The organism is Nocardia sp. NPDC051981, from assembly GCF_040680715.1.
Lineage (GTDB): Bacteria > Actinomycetota > Actinomycetes > Mycobacteriales > Mycobacteriaceae > Nocardia.
Genome location: NZ_JBFAXK010000010.1, coordinates 196,967 through 213,245, shown reverse-complemented (window position 1 = coordinate 213,245; position 16,279 = coordinate 196,967). Strand labels below are relative to the sequence as shown.

At 68.5% G+C, this 16,279-nt stretch carries 17 protein-coding genes; 5 read left to right on the top strand and 12 right to left on the bottom strand.

Translation table 11 applies throughout. The features are described 5' to 3' along the window. Positions 1–30: 30 nt before the first annotated feature. Genes AB0L60_RS20015 through AB0L60_RS20005 form a run of 3 tightly spaced genes read left to right on the top strand, consistent with a single transcriptional unit; the run spans position 31 to position 2,357 of the window. The gene (locus AB0L60_RS20015; RefSeq protein WP_364615868.1) at positions 31–504 is read left to right on the top strand and encodes a hypothetical protein; all 474 of its coding nucleotides are present in this window, start codon (positions 31–33) and stop codon (positions 502–504) included. Next, positions 504–1,460 (top strand): prolyl aminopeptidase, encoded by a 957-nt coding sequence (gene pip / locus AB0L60_RS20010; protein WP_364615865.1) that lies wholly within the window; start codon positions 504–506, stop codon positions 1,458–1,460. Before AB0L60_RS20015 ends, pip begins: the two co-directional genes overlap by 1 nt. Beyond that, positions 1,461–2,357: a CHAD domain-containing protein gene (locus AB0L60_RS20005; RefSeq protein ID WP_364615862.1), complete on the top strand. Its 897-nt coding sequence runs from the start codon at positions 1,461–1,463 to the stop codon at positions 2,355–2,357. It abuts the gene before it with no gap. A gap of 62 nt (positions 2,358–2,419) precedes the next feature. Here the strand turns inward: AB0L60_RS20005 and AB0L60_RS20000 are convergent, their stop codons facing one another. Then, positions 2,420–3,073, bottom strand: coding sequence for a TIGR00645 family protein (locus AB0L60_RS20000; RefSeq protein WP_364615859.1), 654 nt, complete (start codon positions 3,071–3,073; stop codon positions 2,420–2,422). A gap of 123 nt (positions 3,074–3,196) precedes the next feature. Between AB0L60_RS20000 and AB0L60_RS19995 the strand changes: the two genes are divergently transcribed. Continuing rightward, complete coding sequence (locus AB0L60_RS19995; protein ID WP_364615856.1) at positions 3,197–4,114, top strand: DUF4436 family protein; 918 nt, start codon at positions 3,197–3,199, stop codon at positions 4,112–4,114. Position 4,115: 1 nt separating this feature from the next. Here AB0L60_RS19995 and dgoD read toward each other — a convergent pair whose 3' ends face one another. From dgoD to AB0L60_RS19955, 8 genes are read right to left on the bottom strand one after another with little or no spacing between them, the layout of a single operon-like run. Beyond that, complete coding sequence (gene dgoD, locus AB0L60_RS19990) at positions 4,116–5,261, bottom strand: galactonate dehydratase (RefSeq protein ID WP_364615853.1); 1,146 nt, start codon at positions 5,259–5,261, stop codon at positions 4,116–4,118. Continuing rightward, complete coding sequence (locus tag AB0L60_RS19985) at positions 5,258–6,013, bottom strand: SDR family oxidoreductase (RefSeq protein ID WP_364615850.1); 756 nt, start codon at positions 6,011–6,013, stop codon at positions 5,258–5,260. The genes dgoD and AB0L60_RS19985 overlap by 4 nt, the downstream gene beginning before the upstream one ends. A gap of 17 nt (positions 6,014–6,030) precedes the next feature. Continuing rightward, positions 6,031–7,119, bottom strand: a complete 1,089-nt coding sequence (locus AB0L60_RS19980) for a sugar kinase (protein WP_364615847.1) — start codon at positions 7,117–7,119, stop codon at positions 6,031–6,033. Continuing rightward, positions 7,116–7,757: a bifunctional 4-hydroxy-2-oxoglutarate aldolase/2-dehydro-3-deoxy-phosphogluconate aldolase gene (locus tag AB0L60_RS19975; protein WP_364615844.1), complete on the bottom strand. Its 642-nt coding sequence runs from the start codon at positions 7,755–7,757 to the stop codon at positions 7,116–7,118. The genes AB0L60_RS19980 and AB0L60_RS19975 overlap by 4 nt, the downstream gene beginning before the upstream one ends. Further along, positions 7,747–8,700 carry an SMP-30/gluconolactonase/LRE family protein gene (locus AB0L60_RS19970; RefSeq protein WP_364615841.1) on the bottom strand — a complete coding sequence of 318 codons (954 nt, stop codon included), beginning with the start codon at positions 8,698–8,700 and terminating at the stop codon, positions 7,747–7,749. Before AB0L60_RS19970 ends, AB0L60_RS19975 begins: the two co-directional genes overlap by 11 nt. Positions 8,701–8,716: 16 nt before the next feature. After that, positions 8,717–9,763, bottom strand: coding sequence for an ABC transporter permease (locus AB0L60_RS19965; RefSeq protein WP_364615838.1), 1,047 nt, complete (start codon positions 9,761–9,763; stop codon positions 8,717–8,719). A 27-nt stretch (positions 9,764–9,790) separates the two neighbouring features. Further along, positions 9,791–11,302, bottom strand: coding sequence for a sugar ABC transporter ATP-binding protein (locus AB0L60_RS19960; protein WP_364615835.1), 1,512 nt, complete (start codon positions 11,300–11,302; stop codon positions 9,791–9,793). Then, the gene (locus tag AB0L60_RS19955; protein ID WP_364615832.1) at positions 11,293–12,342 is read right to left on the bottom strand and encodes a substrate-binding domain-containing protein; all 1,050 of its coding nucleotides are present in this window, start codon (positions 12,340–12,342) and stop codon (positions 11,293–11,295) included. The genes AB0L60_RS19960 and AB0L60_RS19955 overlap by 10 nt, the downstream gene beginning before the upstream one ends. A gap of 155 nt (positions 12,343–12,497) precedes the next feature. Between AB0L60_RS19955 and AB0L60_RS19950 the strand changes: the two genes are divergently transcribed. Further along, entirely contained in the window at positions 12,498–13,745 is a 1,248-nt protein-coding gene (locus AB0L60_RS19950; RefSeq protein WP_364615829.1) for an ROK family protein, read from the top strand. 53 nt (positions 13,746–13,798) lie between these two features. Here the strand turns inward: AB0L60_RS19950 and AB0L60_RS19945 are convergent, their stop codons facing one another. From AB0L60_RS19945 to AB0L60_RS19935, 3 genes are read right to left on the bottom strand one after another with little or no spacing between them, the layout of a single operon-like run. After that, positions 13,799–14,377: a Uma2 family endonuclease gene (locus AB0L60_RS19945; RefSeq protein WP_364615826.1), complete on the bottom strand. Its 579-nt coding sequence runs from the start codon at positions 14,375–14,377 to the stop codon at positions 13,799–13,801. Then, positions 14,374–15,864: an RNB domain-containing ribonuclease gene (locus AB0L60_RS19940; protein ID WP_364615823.1), complete on the bottom strand. Its 1,491-nt coding sequence runs from the start codon at positions 15,862–15,864 to the stop codon at positions 14,374–14,376. Before AB0L60_RS19940 ends, AB0L60_RS19945 begins: the two co-directional genes overlap by 4 nt. 14 nt (positions 15,865–15,878) lie before the next feature. Further along, entirely contained in the window at positions 15,879–16,205 is a 327-nt protein-coding gene (locus AB0L60_RS19935) for a hypothetical protein (RefSeq protein WP_364615820.1), read from the bottom strand. Positions 16,206–16,279 lie beyond the last annotated feature (74 nt).

Below are 16,279 nucleotides of genomic sequence, written 5' to 3'. Positions count from 1 at the left end.
CAACGAGCTGGATCGACCAAAGGGAAGTTCATGGATCGTGGAACGAGTCGCTGGATTCGGCGGGCGCCACTACTGGTCGCGGCGGTGGCCACCGTCGCATTGACCGCGGCCTGCGGGGGCAACTCCTCGACGGGCTCGACGCAGCCGCAAGGCTCCTCCTCGTCGCTCTCCTCGACGCCGGGCAAGCCGACCACCACGGGCGGACCGACCACATCGGCGGGCAGTGGCTCGGGGCTGACCGTCTCCGACGAGGCGGCCAAGCAGCTGTGCGACCTGATCCGGCCGCAGCTGTCGGACTGGCGGGTGCAGACCCCGACCATGGACAAGATCTCGCTCAACGCGACCGTGATCCAGTGGGCGACCCAGAACGGCTTGCTGCTGCAGTTGCCGAGCAATCGGGGCCTGGTCGACCAGGTCACCACCAAGGCCTGTCCGGATGTGCGCGATCAGGCCCTCTCCGCGATCGAGATCCCGGACCTGGCCTCGGGCCTGGCGGCCGGCTGATGCGCACCCTCTACCCGCCGATCGAGCCCTATGAGCAGGGCATGCTGGACGTCGGCGACGGCCAGCGGCTCTACTACGAGGTGAGCGGGAATCCGGACGGCAAGCCGGCGGTCTTCCTGCACGGCGGCCCCGGCGGCGGCACGTCGCCGTATCACCGGCAGTTCTTCGATCCCGAGGCGTACCGCATCGTGCTGTTCGATCAGCGGGGTTGCGGCCGGTCCACGCCGCACATCGCGGACGGGGCGAGCCTCGAGCACAACACCACCGGGCATCTGGTCGCCGATATCGAAAGGCTGCGAACGCATCTCGGCATCGATCGGTGGCTGGTGTTCGGCGGTTCCTGGGGTTCGACGCTGGCGCTGAGCTACGCGCAGACCCATCCGGACCGGGTCACCGAACTGGTGCTGCGCGGGATATTCCTGTTGCGGCGCAAGGAAATCGATTGGTACTACAATGGCTCCGCGGGGTACGTGTACCCCGATGAGTGGGAGAAGTTCCTGGCGCCGGTGCCGGAAGCCGAACGCGGGCGGGACCTGATCGAGGTCTACCATCGCCTGCTGCACTCCCCCGATGCCGCCCTTGCCACCGACGCGGCCGTCGCGTGGTCCACCTGGGAGGGTGCCACGAGTTCCCTGCTGCCCCAGCCGGAACGGGTCGCCGAAACCGCCGACCCGCGCTTCGCGCTGGCCTTCGCGCGCATCGAGAACCACTATTTCGTCAATCACGGCTTCCTCGACGAGGGGCAGCTGCTGCGCGACATCGGGCGCATCGCCCACATTCCCGGCGTCATCGTGCAGGGCCGCCACGACGTGGTGTGCCCGGCCACCAGCGCCTGGGATCTCCATCGGGCCTGGCCCGGTTCGGAATTGCACCTGGTGCCCGACGCCGGCCACGCCGCCCTCGAACCCGGCATCACCCACCATCTGGTGGAGGCCACGGACAAGTACAGGATGTAGATGAGTACCGCAGCCGGTCCCGCATTGGTCGACGCCGTAGCCGCCGATGTGGACCGGCTGTGTACCGCCGAACCCGATGTGCGCCAGGATCTTCCGGATTCGGTGCACAAGATGCGGGTCGCTACCCGGCGACTGCGCAGCGTCCTCAAGTCCTACCGCCGGGTGCTGCGGCGCAAGCCGGTCGGCGAGATCACCGACGAATTGCGCTGGCTGGCCGGACTACTCGGGGTGGCGCGCGACGCCGAGGTGCGGGCCGAACGTTTCGCCACGCTGCTCGGCGACACCGGGGTGCCGTTCGACGAGCAGACCGTGCCGCTGGATGAGAAGTCCACTCCCCGAAAGGATTTCGGCGCACGGTTGGTCGCCGACGAGCAGCGGATCTACGCCGGTGCGCACCGGGCTGTGGTCGAGGCTTTCGGCGGCCGCCGCTATCACGCCCTCGTCGACCGGCTCCACGGTCTGATCGCCGATCCCCCGCTACGCGCCGCGCACGCCGACGAGCCCGCCAAGCAGGTCTTCGCCGCAGTCCTGCGCCATGACTTCCGCGACCTGCACCGTCTGGTGCGCACGGAACCGGGCCTGTCCGGGGACGAACGCGTCAGCCATCTGCACGACATCCGCAAAGCCGCCAAGCGGCTGCGCTATTCGGCCGAAGCCGCGACCGCGGTGCTGGGCGAACCGGCCGACGAGCTCGGCAAGAAGGCCAAACGCTTGCAGACGGTGCTCGGCGATCACCGGGACGCGGTGGAAGCCCTCCAAACCTTGCGCACGTATGCCACCGACGCCGGCGAGTCCGGCTATCAGCGGCTCTGCGACGCCGAGGAGGCGGCGGCAGCCAAGGCGCTCGAGGAGTACCCCGACGCCGCCGAATTCCTGCGGCATCGCCCGCTCGGCTGAGCGCTGCCCCCGGGCGGATCCCGGTCGCGCGCAGGCGGAACGACCGGCGGTGTCGTCCGTGCCTAGTTGCTGCGGAAGGCCGCGTGATCCTCGTGCGCCCACCCGCCGGCAGGCGCGCTCTGGGCCGCGGCGGCCGACTCCCCGTGAGAGTGCTCCTTGTGCGCGGCGTGCGGCATGATGCGGTCGATCCAGGCCAGCAGTACCGCCGAGACCACGAACGCGAGATGGATGATCACCGGCCACAGGTAGCGCGCACTGTGCGCGCCCGGATCGGTGTCGGTGGTGATGGAGATGAACGTCTTCAGCAGATGGATCGAGGAGATGCCGACAATGGACATGGCCAGCTTCACCTTCAGCACATTGGCGTTCACCTGTGCCAGCCACTCCGGCTGATCTGGGTGCCCGTCGATGCGCAGGCGCGACACGAAGGTCTCGTAGCCGCCGACGATCACCATGATCAGCAGGTTGGAGATCATGACCACGTCGATCAGCCCGAGCACCGACAGCATGATGCTGGTCTCGACATTGCCGTCGGCGAACAGCCCGTGCACCAGATCCCACAGCTCGCGCAGGAACTGCCACACGTACGCGGCCTGGGCCACGATCAGACCCAGGTACAGGGGTAGCTGCAGCCAGCGGCTGAGGAAGATGAAATAGCCCAGACTGCGCTGCTGGGCGGCCTCGGGGGAATTCGCGTTCGGATATGGAAAAGCCATGGGACTCAATACAGCACGCGCGAAATCAAGCACCGATCAGTAATCGATCACGGCCGCGAACGCCGCTCGGGAATTGATGTCTTCCTGATCGATCGTTGATGTGCGCGCCGATAGGTTCGCCGCGTGCAACACGGAATTCAGCAGAAACGCCGCGGCCCGCTGTGGCTGGTCGCGATCGCGGCGGCGCTCATCGTGGGCCTGGTGCTCGCGCTGTCCACCTACGAGGTGGGCCGGACGCGGGCGGAGGCCTCGCATCCCTTCGGCAATACAGCGGTCAGAGATCGGGTGGACCTGGGCATCTGGGTCGCCAAGATCGACCCGGTCACCCAGACCACCACCGTCGAGGTACTGGCCACCCCGCGTGGCGCGCTGGCGGACAAGAACGGCAATTTCGCCGCCGACACCCTCATCTACACCTCGGCGCTCAAGGCCGATCCGATCAAAATCAAGGCGGGCGAACCGATTTCCGCGGCCGAGGTGAAGGTCGTGGTGGAGGGCACGCTCACCGACTACCCGTTCGACACCTATGACGCGGTGCTGGCCTTCGACGTGTTCAGCGGCGACCGGCGCCTGCCCACCGCCGCTACCGTGGCCAGCGGGGACACGCTGTTCGCGGTGAGCGAGCAACCGGAATCCGGCGCCGACAACGGCATCGATCTCGGCTTGCACGCTGGCCGGTCCGTCCCGTCGCTGACCTTCGCCCTGTTCATCATGATCCTCATGCTGGGTCTGGCCCTGGCCGCGGCCATCGCCTGCTATTACGTCCTGGCCGGTAAGCGCGGTCTGATGTTCCCGGCCGTATCCATGATGGGCGCACTGCTTTTCGCGCTGGTGCCATTGCGCAATGCGGTGCCGGGCGGCGCACCGATCGGGTCGATCATCGATTTCACATCGTTCTTCATCGCGGAGGGCATTATCTCGGCGGCCCTGGTGGGCACCGTGATCGTCGGCTACCGCGTCGAAGTGGCGAAGGAACGCGAGGAGAAAACGGCCACCCGGCATCCGACCGAGCAATTCCGAATGCTCACGCCGCAGCGGTGATTCACCATTCGGCGAGCGAACCGTCCCTGCGGTGCCAGATCGGATTGCGCCAGCGGTGCCCGGTCTCGGCGGCGCGGGCGACGGCACGCTCATCGATGCGGAGGCCGAGGCCGGGTTCGCGCGGCAGGCCGGCGTAGCCGTCGCGGTAGTCGAAAACCGTTGGGTCGATCAGGTAGTCGAGCAGGTCGGAGCCCGTGTTGTAGTGGATGCCCAGGCTCTGCTCCTGGATGAGCAGATTCGGGGTGGCGAAGCCGACCTGCAGGCAGGCGGCCAGAGCGATCGGACCGAGCGGGCAGTGCGGGGCCAGGGCGACATCGCGGGCCTCCGCCAGTGCGGCGATGCGCCGGACCTCGGAGATACCGCCCGCGTGGGACAGGTCCGGCTGCACCACGGCCACACCGCGATCCAGCACCGGGAGGAAGTCCCACCGCGAGTACAACCGCTCGCCGGTCGCGATGGGAATGCTGGTGCCGCTGGTGATCTCGCCGAGGCGGTCACCGGCCTCCGGCACCAGTGGTTCCTCGACGAAGAACGGCAGGTACGGCTCCAGCAGGGGCAGCACGCGCCGTGCCATGGCGACGGACAGGCGGCCGTGGAAGTCGACGGCGATATCGAAGTCGTCGCCGGTCGCCTCCCGCACGGCGGCCACCCGGTCGACGATGTCCAGGGTCGCGCGGGGCGTGTCGATCGGCTCCAGTTCGGCCGAGGCGTTCATCTTGATCGCGGTGAAGCCCTGGGCCTTTCGCTCCAGCGCGGTGGCCGCGACATCGGCGGGGCGATCGCCGCCGATCCAGCTGTAGACACGGATCCGGTCGCGCACCGCACCGCCGAGCAGCTGCCACACCGGTACACCGAGCGCCTTGCCGGTGATGTCCCACAGGGCCTGGTCGATGCCCGCGACCGCGCTCGACAGGATGGGTCCGCCGCGGTAGAAGCCGCCCTTGGTGAGGGCCTGCCAATGTGCCTCGATGCTCATCGGGTCCTTGCCGACGAGATAGTCGGACAGTTCTTCGACGGCGGCGGCCACGGTGTGGGCGCGACCCTCGATCACGGGCTCGCCCCAGCCGGTGACGCCTTCATCGGTGTCGATGCGCAGGAAGCACCAGCGCGGCGCGACCAGGTAGGTGGTGAGTGCGGTGATCTTCACCGGGATTCCTTTCGCACGCTCCAGCCACCGTCGACGACCAGGTTCGCGCCGGTGATGAAGGAGGCATCGTCGGAGGCGAGGAAGGCGACCGCGGCCGCCACCTCCTCCGGCGCGCCCAGCCGATCCAGCACCGTTGCCCGAGCGGATAATTCGCGCCCCTCGGCGTCCACGTCGTCCCATACGGGCGTCAGGATGGGTCCGGGCAGCACGGCATTCACCCGCACCCGGTCCTGCCCGTACTCGACCGCCAGCTGCCGCACCAGCGCGGTCAGCCCGCCCTTGGCCGCGGCATAGACCGGATACCCCGGCAGCCCGAACTGGGCGTGCACGCTGGACACCGCGACCACATTGCCGCGCCGGGCGCGCAGGTCGTCGATGAATGCCCGCACACCCAGGAACAGCGGCGTCAGATTGACCGCGAGCCCGTCGTCCCACTGCCGCCTGCTCAATTCGTGCGCCGGCACGATCGCCTGCCGAGAAGCATTGCTGCACAGGAAATCCAGGGGCCCGAACCGATCGTTCACCCGCGCCCGCAACGCGTCCCACGACTCCTCGAGCGTCACATCGCACCACTGGAATTCGGCCTGCGCCCCCATCGCCCGAATCTTCTCCGCCACCTCACGCCCACCGACCTGATCGATATCCGCGACGACGACCGCCGCTCCCTCGGCCGCCAGCCGCCGCGCCGTGGCCGCCCCGATCCCCGAGGCCGCCCCGGTAACGACCGCGACCCGGTCCATCAGACGACACATGCTCTTCCCCTTCATCCTCATCGCTGAACATCGGCCCCATCGAGCAGCCCGAGCTCGTCCCGATAGGGCAGCCCCGCCCAATCACCCGGCACCGAGACCGCGAACGCGCCGCAGATGGACGCCAATCGCAAACGCTCCGAGACAGATCCGCCGTCCAGCAGCCCGGCCAGATACCCGGCGACGAACGCGTCCCCGGCACCGATGGGATCGACCGCGGTCACCGGCACCGCACCCTCGCGGAGAAACGCCCCGCCGGCCCAGGCCACCGCCCCGTCGGCCCCGAGCTTGAGCACGATCTCCGAGGGGCCCCGGGCCGCAAGCGATTCGGCCGCTGACACCAAGTCCTCTGATACCTCGTCCGGGCCCGGCTGCGGCGTGGTTCGTGCGTCCACCGGGGCGTCCGGCGAAACGCGCTGGCCCAGGGTGTTTTTCACTGGAACAGTCGGCGCGTTCGAGCCTCCCGCCGGCGCCTGTAAGCCTGCTGAGCCTCCATCCCGCAGGAGCAGGGCCGCCTCGTCCAGTCCGGCGAAGAGGATGTCGGCCCGCGATACCAGCTCAGCCAGCTCGTCAGCGGCGCGGGCGGGCGTCCACAGCGCACGGCGATAGTTGACATCCAGGGACACCGGCACGCCCGCATCGACCGCGATGTCGACGGCCGAATCCACCGCGGCACGCGCCGAATCACTGAGGGCGGGAGTGATTCCTGTGATGTGCAGGACGCCCGCAGCGGCGATCCGGGCGGTGTCGATCTCGTCCACCGACACGTGGGAACCCGCCAGCCCGCGCCGGTAGTAGGTGACCCGGGTCCGGTCGGCCGTGCGGCGTTCGCGCAGCATCAGCGCGGTGGGTAGTTCCGGATCGATGCGGCAGTGTGACACGTCGACCTGCTCGGCCCGCAACCGTTCCAGGATCATCCGGCCCACGGTGTCCGCGCCGACGCTGCCGATCCAGGCGCTCTCGTGCCCCAGCCGCCGCACGCCGATGGCGACGGTGGCCTCCGCCCCGGCGAACTCCAGCCGCATGGCCGCGCCGGGGGCCAGCGGACCGGGGTCGGTCGCCGCCACCACGCCGAGCGCCTCCCCGACCGTTACCAGTCCGCCCCTCATGACAGCTGGTCCCGAACGGCGAGCACACGCTCCCGCAGCGCGTCGAGATCGCCACCGGCACAGGCGTCCCCGATGAGCGGCGATCCGATCCCCAGTGCCGCGGCCCCCGCATCCAGATACGCGCGGACCGCACCGAGCCCGATCCCACCGGTGGGCACCAGCGGAATATCGGGCAGCGGCGCACGAACAGCCTCGATGTACCCCGGCCCGCCCACGGCGGCCGGAAAGACCTTGACCATGGTGCTGCCCGCCGTCCACGCACGATGAATCTCGGTGGGCGTCAACGCGCCCGAGACCACCGGTACGCCGAGCCGACGACCCTCGGCGATCACCTCATCGATCACCGCCGGGGTGATCAGGTACGCCGCACCCGCCTCGACCGCGAGCGCCGCATCCTTAGCGGTGAGCACGGTGCCCACTCCGATCGGATGCGCGAAGCCCGCGCATTCACGAACAGCCTCCAACGCCCCCGCGGACGTCAGCGTGAATTCCACTGCGGTGATACCGGATTCGTGCAGGACGGCGGTCACCTCGGCGAACCTGCCGGCGGTCGGCGCACGTAGAATCGCGATGACCGGAATCTCCGGCCGCAACGGGTCAACGAATGCCGGATCCGCACACGGTGTCTCATCGGCCATCGGCGGAGACCAGCCTCTCGTCTGCGAACGGCGTCGACGGCAGGCCGATCACTCCGGGGACACAGGCGAACAGCCGGCCCGCGCCGGGTTCTCGTGCGGCTCCACCCTCGGCCGCGGTGGTTATCACCAGAACATCCAGGTCGGGTCCGGCGAAGGCGCAGCTCGAGACCTGGGAGGGGCCGACTTCGACTGTGGTGTGGGGGTTGCCGGAGGGATCGAAGGCGCGGACCTGGCCCGCACCCCAGACGGCGATCCAGACATTGCCCTCGGCGTCCACGGTCAGGCCGTCCGGTTCGCCGTCGGGGAAGTGCGCGAATGGCCTGCCCTCGCTGAGGGTTCCGGTGTCGAGGTCGTAGTCGAAGGCGTCCACGCGGTGGGTGGGACTGTCCGCGTAGTAGAGGGTGTGGCCGTCGGGGCTCCAGCCGAGGCCGTTGGAGATGGTCACGCCCGTGCGGAGGGTGGCCAGAGTGCCGTCCGGATCGAGGCGGTAGAGGGCGGCGCTGTCCGGCACGCCGTCTTCGGACATCGTGCCCGCGAGCAGTGTGCCGCGCGGGTCGACCTTGGCGTCGTTCAGGCGACGGCGCACTCCGTCGTCCGGTAGCGGCAGGATGACGACCGGGCTGAGTGGCTGAGCGAATGTTCCGCCCGGAGACTTCTCGAACGAGCGCTCAGCGGCGACTGGACTGTCGACGCGGAAGATGGTGTCTCCCATCGTCGCCAGCAGTCCGCCGGAGGCGCACGGCAGTACCGCGCTGACCGGCGGGTCGAGGCTGATGGTCGCCCAGGGGGCGAGGTCGGGGGTGCTGCCGGTCAGGGTGGCGCGGTGGATGTGGCCGCCGCGGATATCCACCCACAGCAGTTCCCCGGTGCGCGGGTCCCAGACGGGCCCCTCGCACAGGCGGCCGGGCGGGGGTGCGCACACGTGTGCCCTGAGAGTTCTCATGGTGAGCTCCGGCCCGCTATGTCGGCAGTCCGACGGCGCGTTCGCCGCTGCGCCGCTGTTGGATCACCACGGCCGCGACCAGCAGCGAGCCCTGGGCGACGTTCTGCCAGAACGTATTGACGCCCACCACGTTCAGGCCGTTGTCGAGCGCGCCGAGCAGGATGACCGCGAGCAGCGTGCCGCCGACCGTGCCCTTGCCGCCCTTGAGGGCGCAGCCGCCCAGCGCCGCCGCGGTGATCGCCTTGAGTTCGAGGCCCTCGCTACCGGAGACCGGCTGACCGGATCCGGTGCGGGCGGTCAGGATGATGCCCGCGATGGCCGCGACCACGCCCGCCAGCATGTACACCGCGATGAGGTACTTGTTGATGTTGATGCCGGAAAGTCGTGCGGCCGTGTCGTTTCCGCCGATGGCGTAGATATTGCGTCCGATGTCGGTGTACTTCAGCAGCACGTGCACGCCCAGCGCGACCAGGCCGAGGACGATCACCGGCACCGGCAACCCGAGGATCTTGCCGCGCGCCAGGAAGATGAACACATCGTTGTCGAGGACGAAACCCTGCGCCTTGCCGCCCGAGATCAACTGGGCCAGACCCTTGTACGCGGCCAGCGTGGCCAACGTCGCGATGACGGGGTTGACCCGGCCGTAGACGATGATGATGCCGTTCGCCAGACCCAGCACCAGTCCGACACCGATCGCGGCCAGGATCCCGGCGAAGGCGTTGCTCCCCGCCGAGGTGAAGGCCATGGCGCTGACGACCGAGGCGACACCCGCCTGCGAGCCGACCGAGATGTCCAGGGCGCCGCAGATGATCACCACGGTCTGCACGACGGCGAGCAGCCCGAAAACCGTGACCGCGTCACCGATTCCGGCGATATTGCGCGGATCCAGGTAGCCGTCGTTGAGCCAGGCGAAGATCGCCACGACCACCACCAGCGCGCCGATCAGGCTGAGATTGCCGGTGCCGATGAACCGGACCACCCGGCGCGGGGTGAGTGCGGTCAAACCGCCGAGATAGCGGGCGAATACGGGTGTCGGCGCGGAAGCCGCTGTCTCCGTACTCATGTCGATTCGTTGGTCGGTCATGATTTCCTAAGGTCGCTGCGCGGTCAGGTCGTCAGCCATGGCCAGGGCGAGAATCGCCTCCTCGCTGGCGTCGGCGCGGTCCAGTTCGCCGGTGACGCGGCCCTGCTGCATGACGACGATGCGGTCGGCGAGGCCGAGGACTTCGGGGAGTTCCGAGGAGATGACCAGCACCGCTACACCGGATTCGGCCAGTTCCTCGATGATGTGGTAGATCTCGATCTTCGCGCCCACGTCGACGCCGCGCGTGGGTTCGTCCAGGATGAGCACGCTGGGTTTGCGGGCCAGCCAGCGCGCCAGCACCACCTTCTGCTGATTGCCGCCGGAGAGCTTGCGCACCTCCTGCTCGATCGAGGGCGTCCGCACCCGCAGCGACTCGACGTACCGGAGTGCCAGCGCGCGTTCCGCACCGCGGCGCACGAAACGCCAGTGCCGCAGGCGATCCAGCATGGCGAGCGAAATATTGTCGCGCACACCGCGATGCAGCAGCAGCGCCTGCGCCTTGCGTTCCTCGGGCGCGTATCCCATTCCGGCCCTGACCGCGTCGCGCGGCTGGCGCAGCCGCACCCGGGTGCCATCGATCCGCACCTCCCCGGACCGGATCGGCAGGTCCCCGGCCAGCGCGCCCGCCAGCTCGGAGCGACCCGCGCCGACCAGCCCGGCCAGCGCCACCACCTCACCCGCGCGCACCCGCAGGCTCACGTCACGCACATCGTCGGTGGTCACGTGGTCCACCTCGAGCAGCACCCGCCCGAGTTCGGAATGCTTGCGCGCGAACACCGTCGACAGATCGCGGCCGACCATCATCCGCACGATCTCCTGATCGTCGGTGCCGGCGGTGTCGCGCACGCCGACCAGCGCGCCGTCCCGCAGCACGGCCACCCGGTCGGCCAGCTGGAAGATCTCCCGCATCCGGTGCGATACGTAGATCACCGCGAGGCCGCGGTCGCGCAGGCGGCCGATCAGCGCGAACAGTGATTCGGTCTCGTGATCGGACAACGAGGAGGTCGGTTCGTCGAAGGCGATGACCTTGGCGTCGGTGGTCAGCGCCCGCATGATCTCCACCAACTGCCGTTGTGCCGCGGTCAGTTTCGAGCCGAGGGTGTCGGGATCCAGATCCCGGTAGAAGCCGAGCCGGGCGAGATCGGCGCGCACGCGGGCCCGCAGTGCCGCGCGATCCAGCAGCCGGCCCGCGCGGCGTGGCAGCGCGCCGAGGTAGACGTTCTCGGCGACCGAGACGTGCGGCACGATCTCCGGTTCCTGGCCGATCACCCGGATGCCCGCGGCGCGCGCTGCCGCGGGACTCGCCAATTCCAGTGGCACACCATCGAGTTCGAGGGTGCCGCTGTCGGGACGATGGTCACCGCCGAGGATCTTGATGAGCGTGGATTTCCCCGCGCCGTTCTCCCCCATCAGCGCGGTCACCATTCCGGCGGGGAAGTCCAGGCTCACCTCGCGCAGCGCGGGCACGCCCGCGAAGCCCTTGGTGAGCCCGGAGACCCGCAGTCCCGTCAGCTGCACGTGACGCCTGCCTGCTGCCAATTGGTGGCGTCCACCATCTTGGTCGGAGCGAAGGCCTCGGCGGGCATGGACTTTCCGTTCTTCAGGTAGTCGTACATGGTCTGCACGGCCAGCGCGCCGACGTCCTTGCCATTGATGAACAGGGCCGCCTTGAAACCGGTGGGCTTGCCGCCGCGCCATTCCTTGCAGGCCAGATACGCGCCGAGGCCGACGCCGAGCACATTGTCTGCGGAGTAGCCCGCGTTCTGGATGGCCGCGACACCGCCGCTGACGTTCTCGTCGTTGCAGCCCATGACGATCCAGTTCTTGACCGAGCGATTGCCCGCGACGGTGGCGGAGATCTTGTTCTGCGCGTCCGACGGGGTGTTGTCGGTGCCGACCTCGATCACCTTGACGTCGGCGCCCGAAGCGTCCTTGAAGGCTTTCTGATTCGCCTTCACCCGGTCGGTGCAGACCGTCACGTCCTGCTTCCAGGCGTCGACGATCGCGGTGTCCTCCGCCTTCCAGCCCGCTTTCTTGAAGTCCTCGCCCGCGCGGGTGCCGACCTCGGTTCCCATTTGCGTGCCACTGAATCCGACGCGCGGCACCAGATTGTCCTTGGTGCAGGAGGCCGGATCCGGGCCATTGCTGCAGACCTGGTCGTCGGAGGTGAGCAGGGCGACGCCACCCGACTTGGCCAGCTGCGCGACCTGCGGACCGACCGAGGGATCCGGGACGACCACGATGACGCCATTGGCCTTCTGGTTCACCGCGTTCTGCACCTCGGTGACCGCCTTGTTGGCGTCATTGCCGAGGTTCACCACCTTCAGGTCGACGCCGAGTTCCTTGGCCTTGGCCTTGGCGCCGTCGGCCTCGCCGATGAAGTACTCCTGGTCGCCTTGCTTCTGGGCGTAGACGAGATTGATCGTGCCCGAAGTGTGCTGCGGGCCTGCGTCGTTCGAGCCGGAATCCTTGCCCGACGAGCAGGCGGTCGCGGCCAGGGCCAGAGCGGCTCCGCAGACCAGCGCGCTGGTCCATCGGCGTCGGTGGGTCCAGGACATGAGCACTCCTAGGTGATCTGCCACACAGTAGGCATCGGTAGTGATGCCGGTTACAGTAGGACTTCGGATAACTGTTGTAAATAGTGTTGGCAGAAGTAGTCTCGCGAAGGGCTCGGGTATCTTCGCGAGCAGTAGCGAAAGGAGAGGGCGAGGCCGTGTACCAGTTGACCGCGCGGGATATCAGGCGCCGCAACAGGTTCTGCGTACTGCAGGCGGTGTACGCCGCGGCGGGGCACACCAGCCGGCAGGAGATCGCACAGGCCACCGGGCTGTCGTTCGCGACGATCGGCAATCTGATCGCCGAACTCCTGGACGTGGGGGTGCTCGCCGAACTCGGCTACGAGGCAGCGGGAATCGGACGGCCGCGCGCCCAGCTCGCCATCAATCCGGACCGCGGCAGGCTGATCGGCGTCGATATCGCCGAAACCAGTATCCACGTGGACGTTTTCGACCTCGCCATGTCGGTGCTGCGGTCGAGTGAGATCCCGGTCGATCGCGCGGCGACCACGCCCGGCGACATCGTCGAGCTCATCGCGGAGGGCATCGAGGCGGTCATGGCAGGCGATGCCGACAAGGTGCTCGGCATCGGCCTGAGCGTGCCCGGCCTGGTCGAACCCGAGACCGGGAAGTCGGTGTTCTCACCGTACTGGCACTGGCACGACGTCCCACTCAAAAGCCTGCTCGAACAGCGGCTACCGTATCCCCTCTACCTGGACAATCCGCTCAAAGCCAGTACCGCGGCGCAACTCTGGTTCGGCGCCGGCCGCGATGTCGACGACCTCATCGTCGTCACCCTCCGCGCGGGCGTCGGCATCGGCGTCGTCATCGACGGCATGCTCTACCGCGGCGTCACCAACAGCGCCGGCGAATGGGGCCACACCAACCTGGTCCTCGACGGCCGCTCCTGCACCTGCGGCCGCAACGGCTGCGTCGAAGCCTATGTGAGCGCCCCCGGAATCGCCGCGACCCTGCGCGAAATCGATTCCGCGAGTGACATTCTCGACGACGACGCCGCCACCACCGTCGCGGCCGTGGCCGCAGCCGCCGCCCGCGGCGACGAAACCGCCCACGCCGTAATCGAAAAGACCGGCCACTACCTGGGCGTGGCCATAGCCAACCTGGTCAACCTCTTCAACCCCCGCCGCATGGTCTTCGGCGACCTGGTCGCCCGCCACCTCGGCACCCCACTACTGGAAGCAACCCGCCGCGCCGCCGCCCACCACGCCATGTCCGACCCCTTCGCGGCAGTCACCCTCGAACTCGACACTCTCCCCCACAACCCCTCCAGCCTCGGCGCGGCAACCTTCGCCCTCGAGGGATTCCTCGCCGACCGGGAAACTTTCGGCTCGGTGGCCGCCCGCCGCGCCCGCCGCACCGACACCCCACCCCTGACCCCGGCCTGACCAAGGCCGCACCTGCCGTTGGTTACCCCCTCACGCCGCAGGTCGAGGCACGGTCAAAGGTGGTCGATCTCGGTGAGATCGATGTCGATCTCGAACGGCACGGTCAGCTGAAGCCGATCGTGATGAATTCCGGTGAGCGCGTATGTACTTGTGGCCGGATCGAGCTCATAGACGTACACCACTGGGCGTCCGTCGGCATTTTCGACGCGCCAGAAATGCGATATCCCCGCTCTGGCATACAGCTGCGGTTTGCGCTCTCGATCTCGTGTTCGCGATTCCGGCGAGACGATTTCGACGACCAGCACCACATCGTCGGCCTGGTATCCGGTGAGGCCGTAATCGCCGTCGCGATCTGCATGTACGACGATCACGTCCGGCTCAGGGCGTTGGTCTCGGTCCAGGGTCACGGTCATCTCACCTCGGACCCGCATATCAGCTGGGACGTACCGGCGCAGCCCTGCGTCGAGGAGGATATTCGCCAAGCGGTGGAACTTCGCTTGCGGGCTCACGAAGACGAGGCTCCCGTCGATCAGCTCGGTGTGCGGCGGCAGGTCGGGCAAGCGGTCCAGATCCTCAGCGACGAATCCGCCCGGCGGCGGGCGCAACCACTGCGGAAACGGTTCGACGGTCATGTGTTCGAGTATGGCATCGAAAGCGCTGGTCCGGCGGGGTAGCCGAACATGACCGTGCGGGTCGTGGGGTCGGCCTCGGCGAGTCGCACTCGCACCGTCCCGCCCTCCGGGGGTGTGCCGGTGCACTTGGCGAGGACGGGTGGGTGGGCGATGAAGATTTCGGCGGGGCGGGTGGCGTTGGCTTCGCGGAGGACCACGGCGTCGAAGTCGGTGCCGAGGCGGGGGGACAGGACGGTGGCCTCGGTGAGGTCTACGCAGGCGCGTTCCACCTTGCCGGCCATGGCGTCGGTGCGGCGCATGGTGTCGGCGACGGCGGTGAGGTCGTCGCGGACCCAGTGCGGGACTTCGGTTTTCGCACAGCGGGCCAGGCAGATCTCGGTGGCGTAGCGGTCGCCCAGGCGGCGCAGGGGGGCGGTCACGTGGGCGTAGGGCGCGCCGATAGCGCTGTGCTGTAAGGCTTCCGGGGCCTGGCCGTTCAGGACGGTGTAGGTCGCGCCGCGCAGCAGGCCGGTGGCCTCGGACATGAGCACCAGGGCGGCGGGAGTATTGCAGTCCAGGGTGGCCAGCATGCGTCCCGCGGACTCGTTCCGCGGCCAGGACACCCCGACCGCGGCGGCGGTGTGGCGCATCGACTCGATGGCGGCCGGGGCGGGCGGTGGCATGGTACGCAGCAAACCCACCTGATCGGAGTTGCCGGACCCGTTCGACTTATAGCCATCGAGCATGATTCGGGCCGCGCACATGCCGGCCAGCAGGGAGACCTGTTCGTTCCAATCGTCGACGGCGGTGCGCGGTTCGACGGCGAGCTGCCAATGATCGATTCCGGTTTGCTCGCCGTCGCGCACCACGATCTGCGCGGGCAGCCGCAGGGTGATCGCGCCGCGCTCGATTCCGGCGGCGATGCGCAGGCGGCCGAACTCCGGAAGCGCCGCGAGGGACGGGTGCAGGCGGCCGGTGTCGGCATCGGCCTGCACACCCCGATAGTCGAGGCGGGCACGGGAGCGCACCAGGGCGCGCGTCACTGTGTAGCGCACGGGCACGGCGCGTGCGTCGCACTCGATGGTCCAGAGCGCGACCGGGCGGTCCACGGCGGGCAGCAGGCTGGCGCGGCCCTCGGACAGCACCGGCGGATGCAGCGGGACGGTGCCATCGGGAAAGTAGAAGGTCTGGCCACGAGCCAGGGATTCGCGGGCCAGTTGCCCGCCGGGAACAACCATCGCGGCCACATCGGCGATGGCGTAGTAGAGCAGGAATCCGCCGGCCGGGGTGCGCTCCAGATACAGCGCCTGATCCAGATCCATGGCGCCGGGGGGATCAATGGTGACCAGCGGAATCTCCCGCCGATCGACCCGGGCGCCCGCGAACGCGTCCACCGCGTCGCGGGCCTCCGAGACGGCCCCGGACGGGTAGTCCGAGGCCAATCCGAACTCAGCTCGGACGACGCCGAAGTCCACCGGCGCCGACACGATCCGCTGATGCAGTTCCACTGCGGAGACTGTCCCTACTGCAGGGCCAGCATGGTGCCGTTCAGCTCGTTGAACGGACCGTACACGGTGAACACCACGCGACCACCCGGGTACTGGGACGACATCGCGGCCGCCGAGTCCAGAGCCTCCCCGAAGGACGCGGCCGAGGGATGCGGCAGGCCCGCGATCGCCTGCCCGATGTGGGTCTGCGCCACCCACACCGTGTCCGCGGGGGTGAGATCGACCTGCACCCCACCCGGCAGCGGGGTCACGGTGGCCGCCGAGGCGGAACCGGCACCCAGCACAGCGGTAGCGGCGGCAGCGAGAAGCGCACCGACTGCCAGTTTGCGAGCAATTCGCATGTAGACGAGACCTGCTTTCCGACGTTTGTTGAGCCCTTCGCCCCGTTGCGGACCGCAACGGAACTTTCCAACGC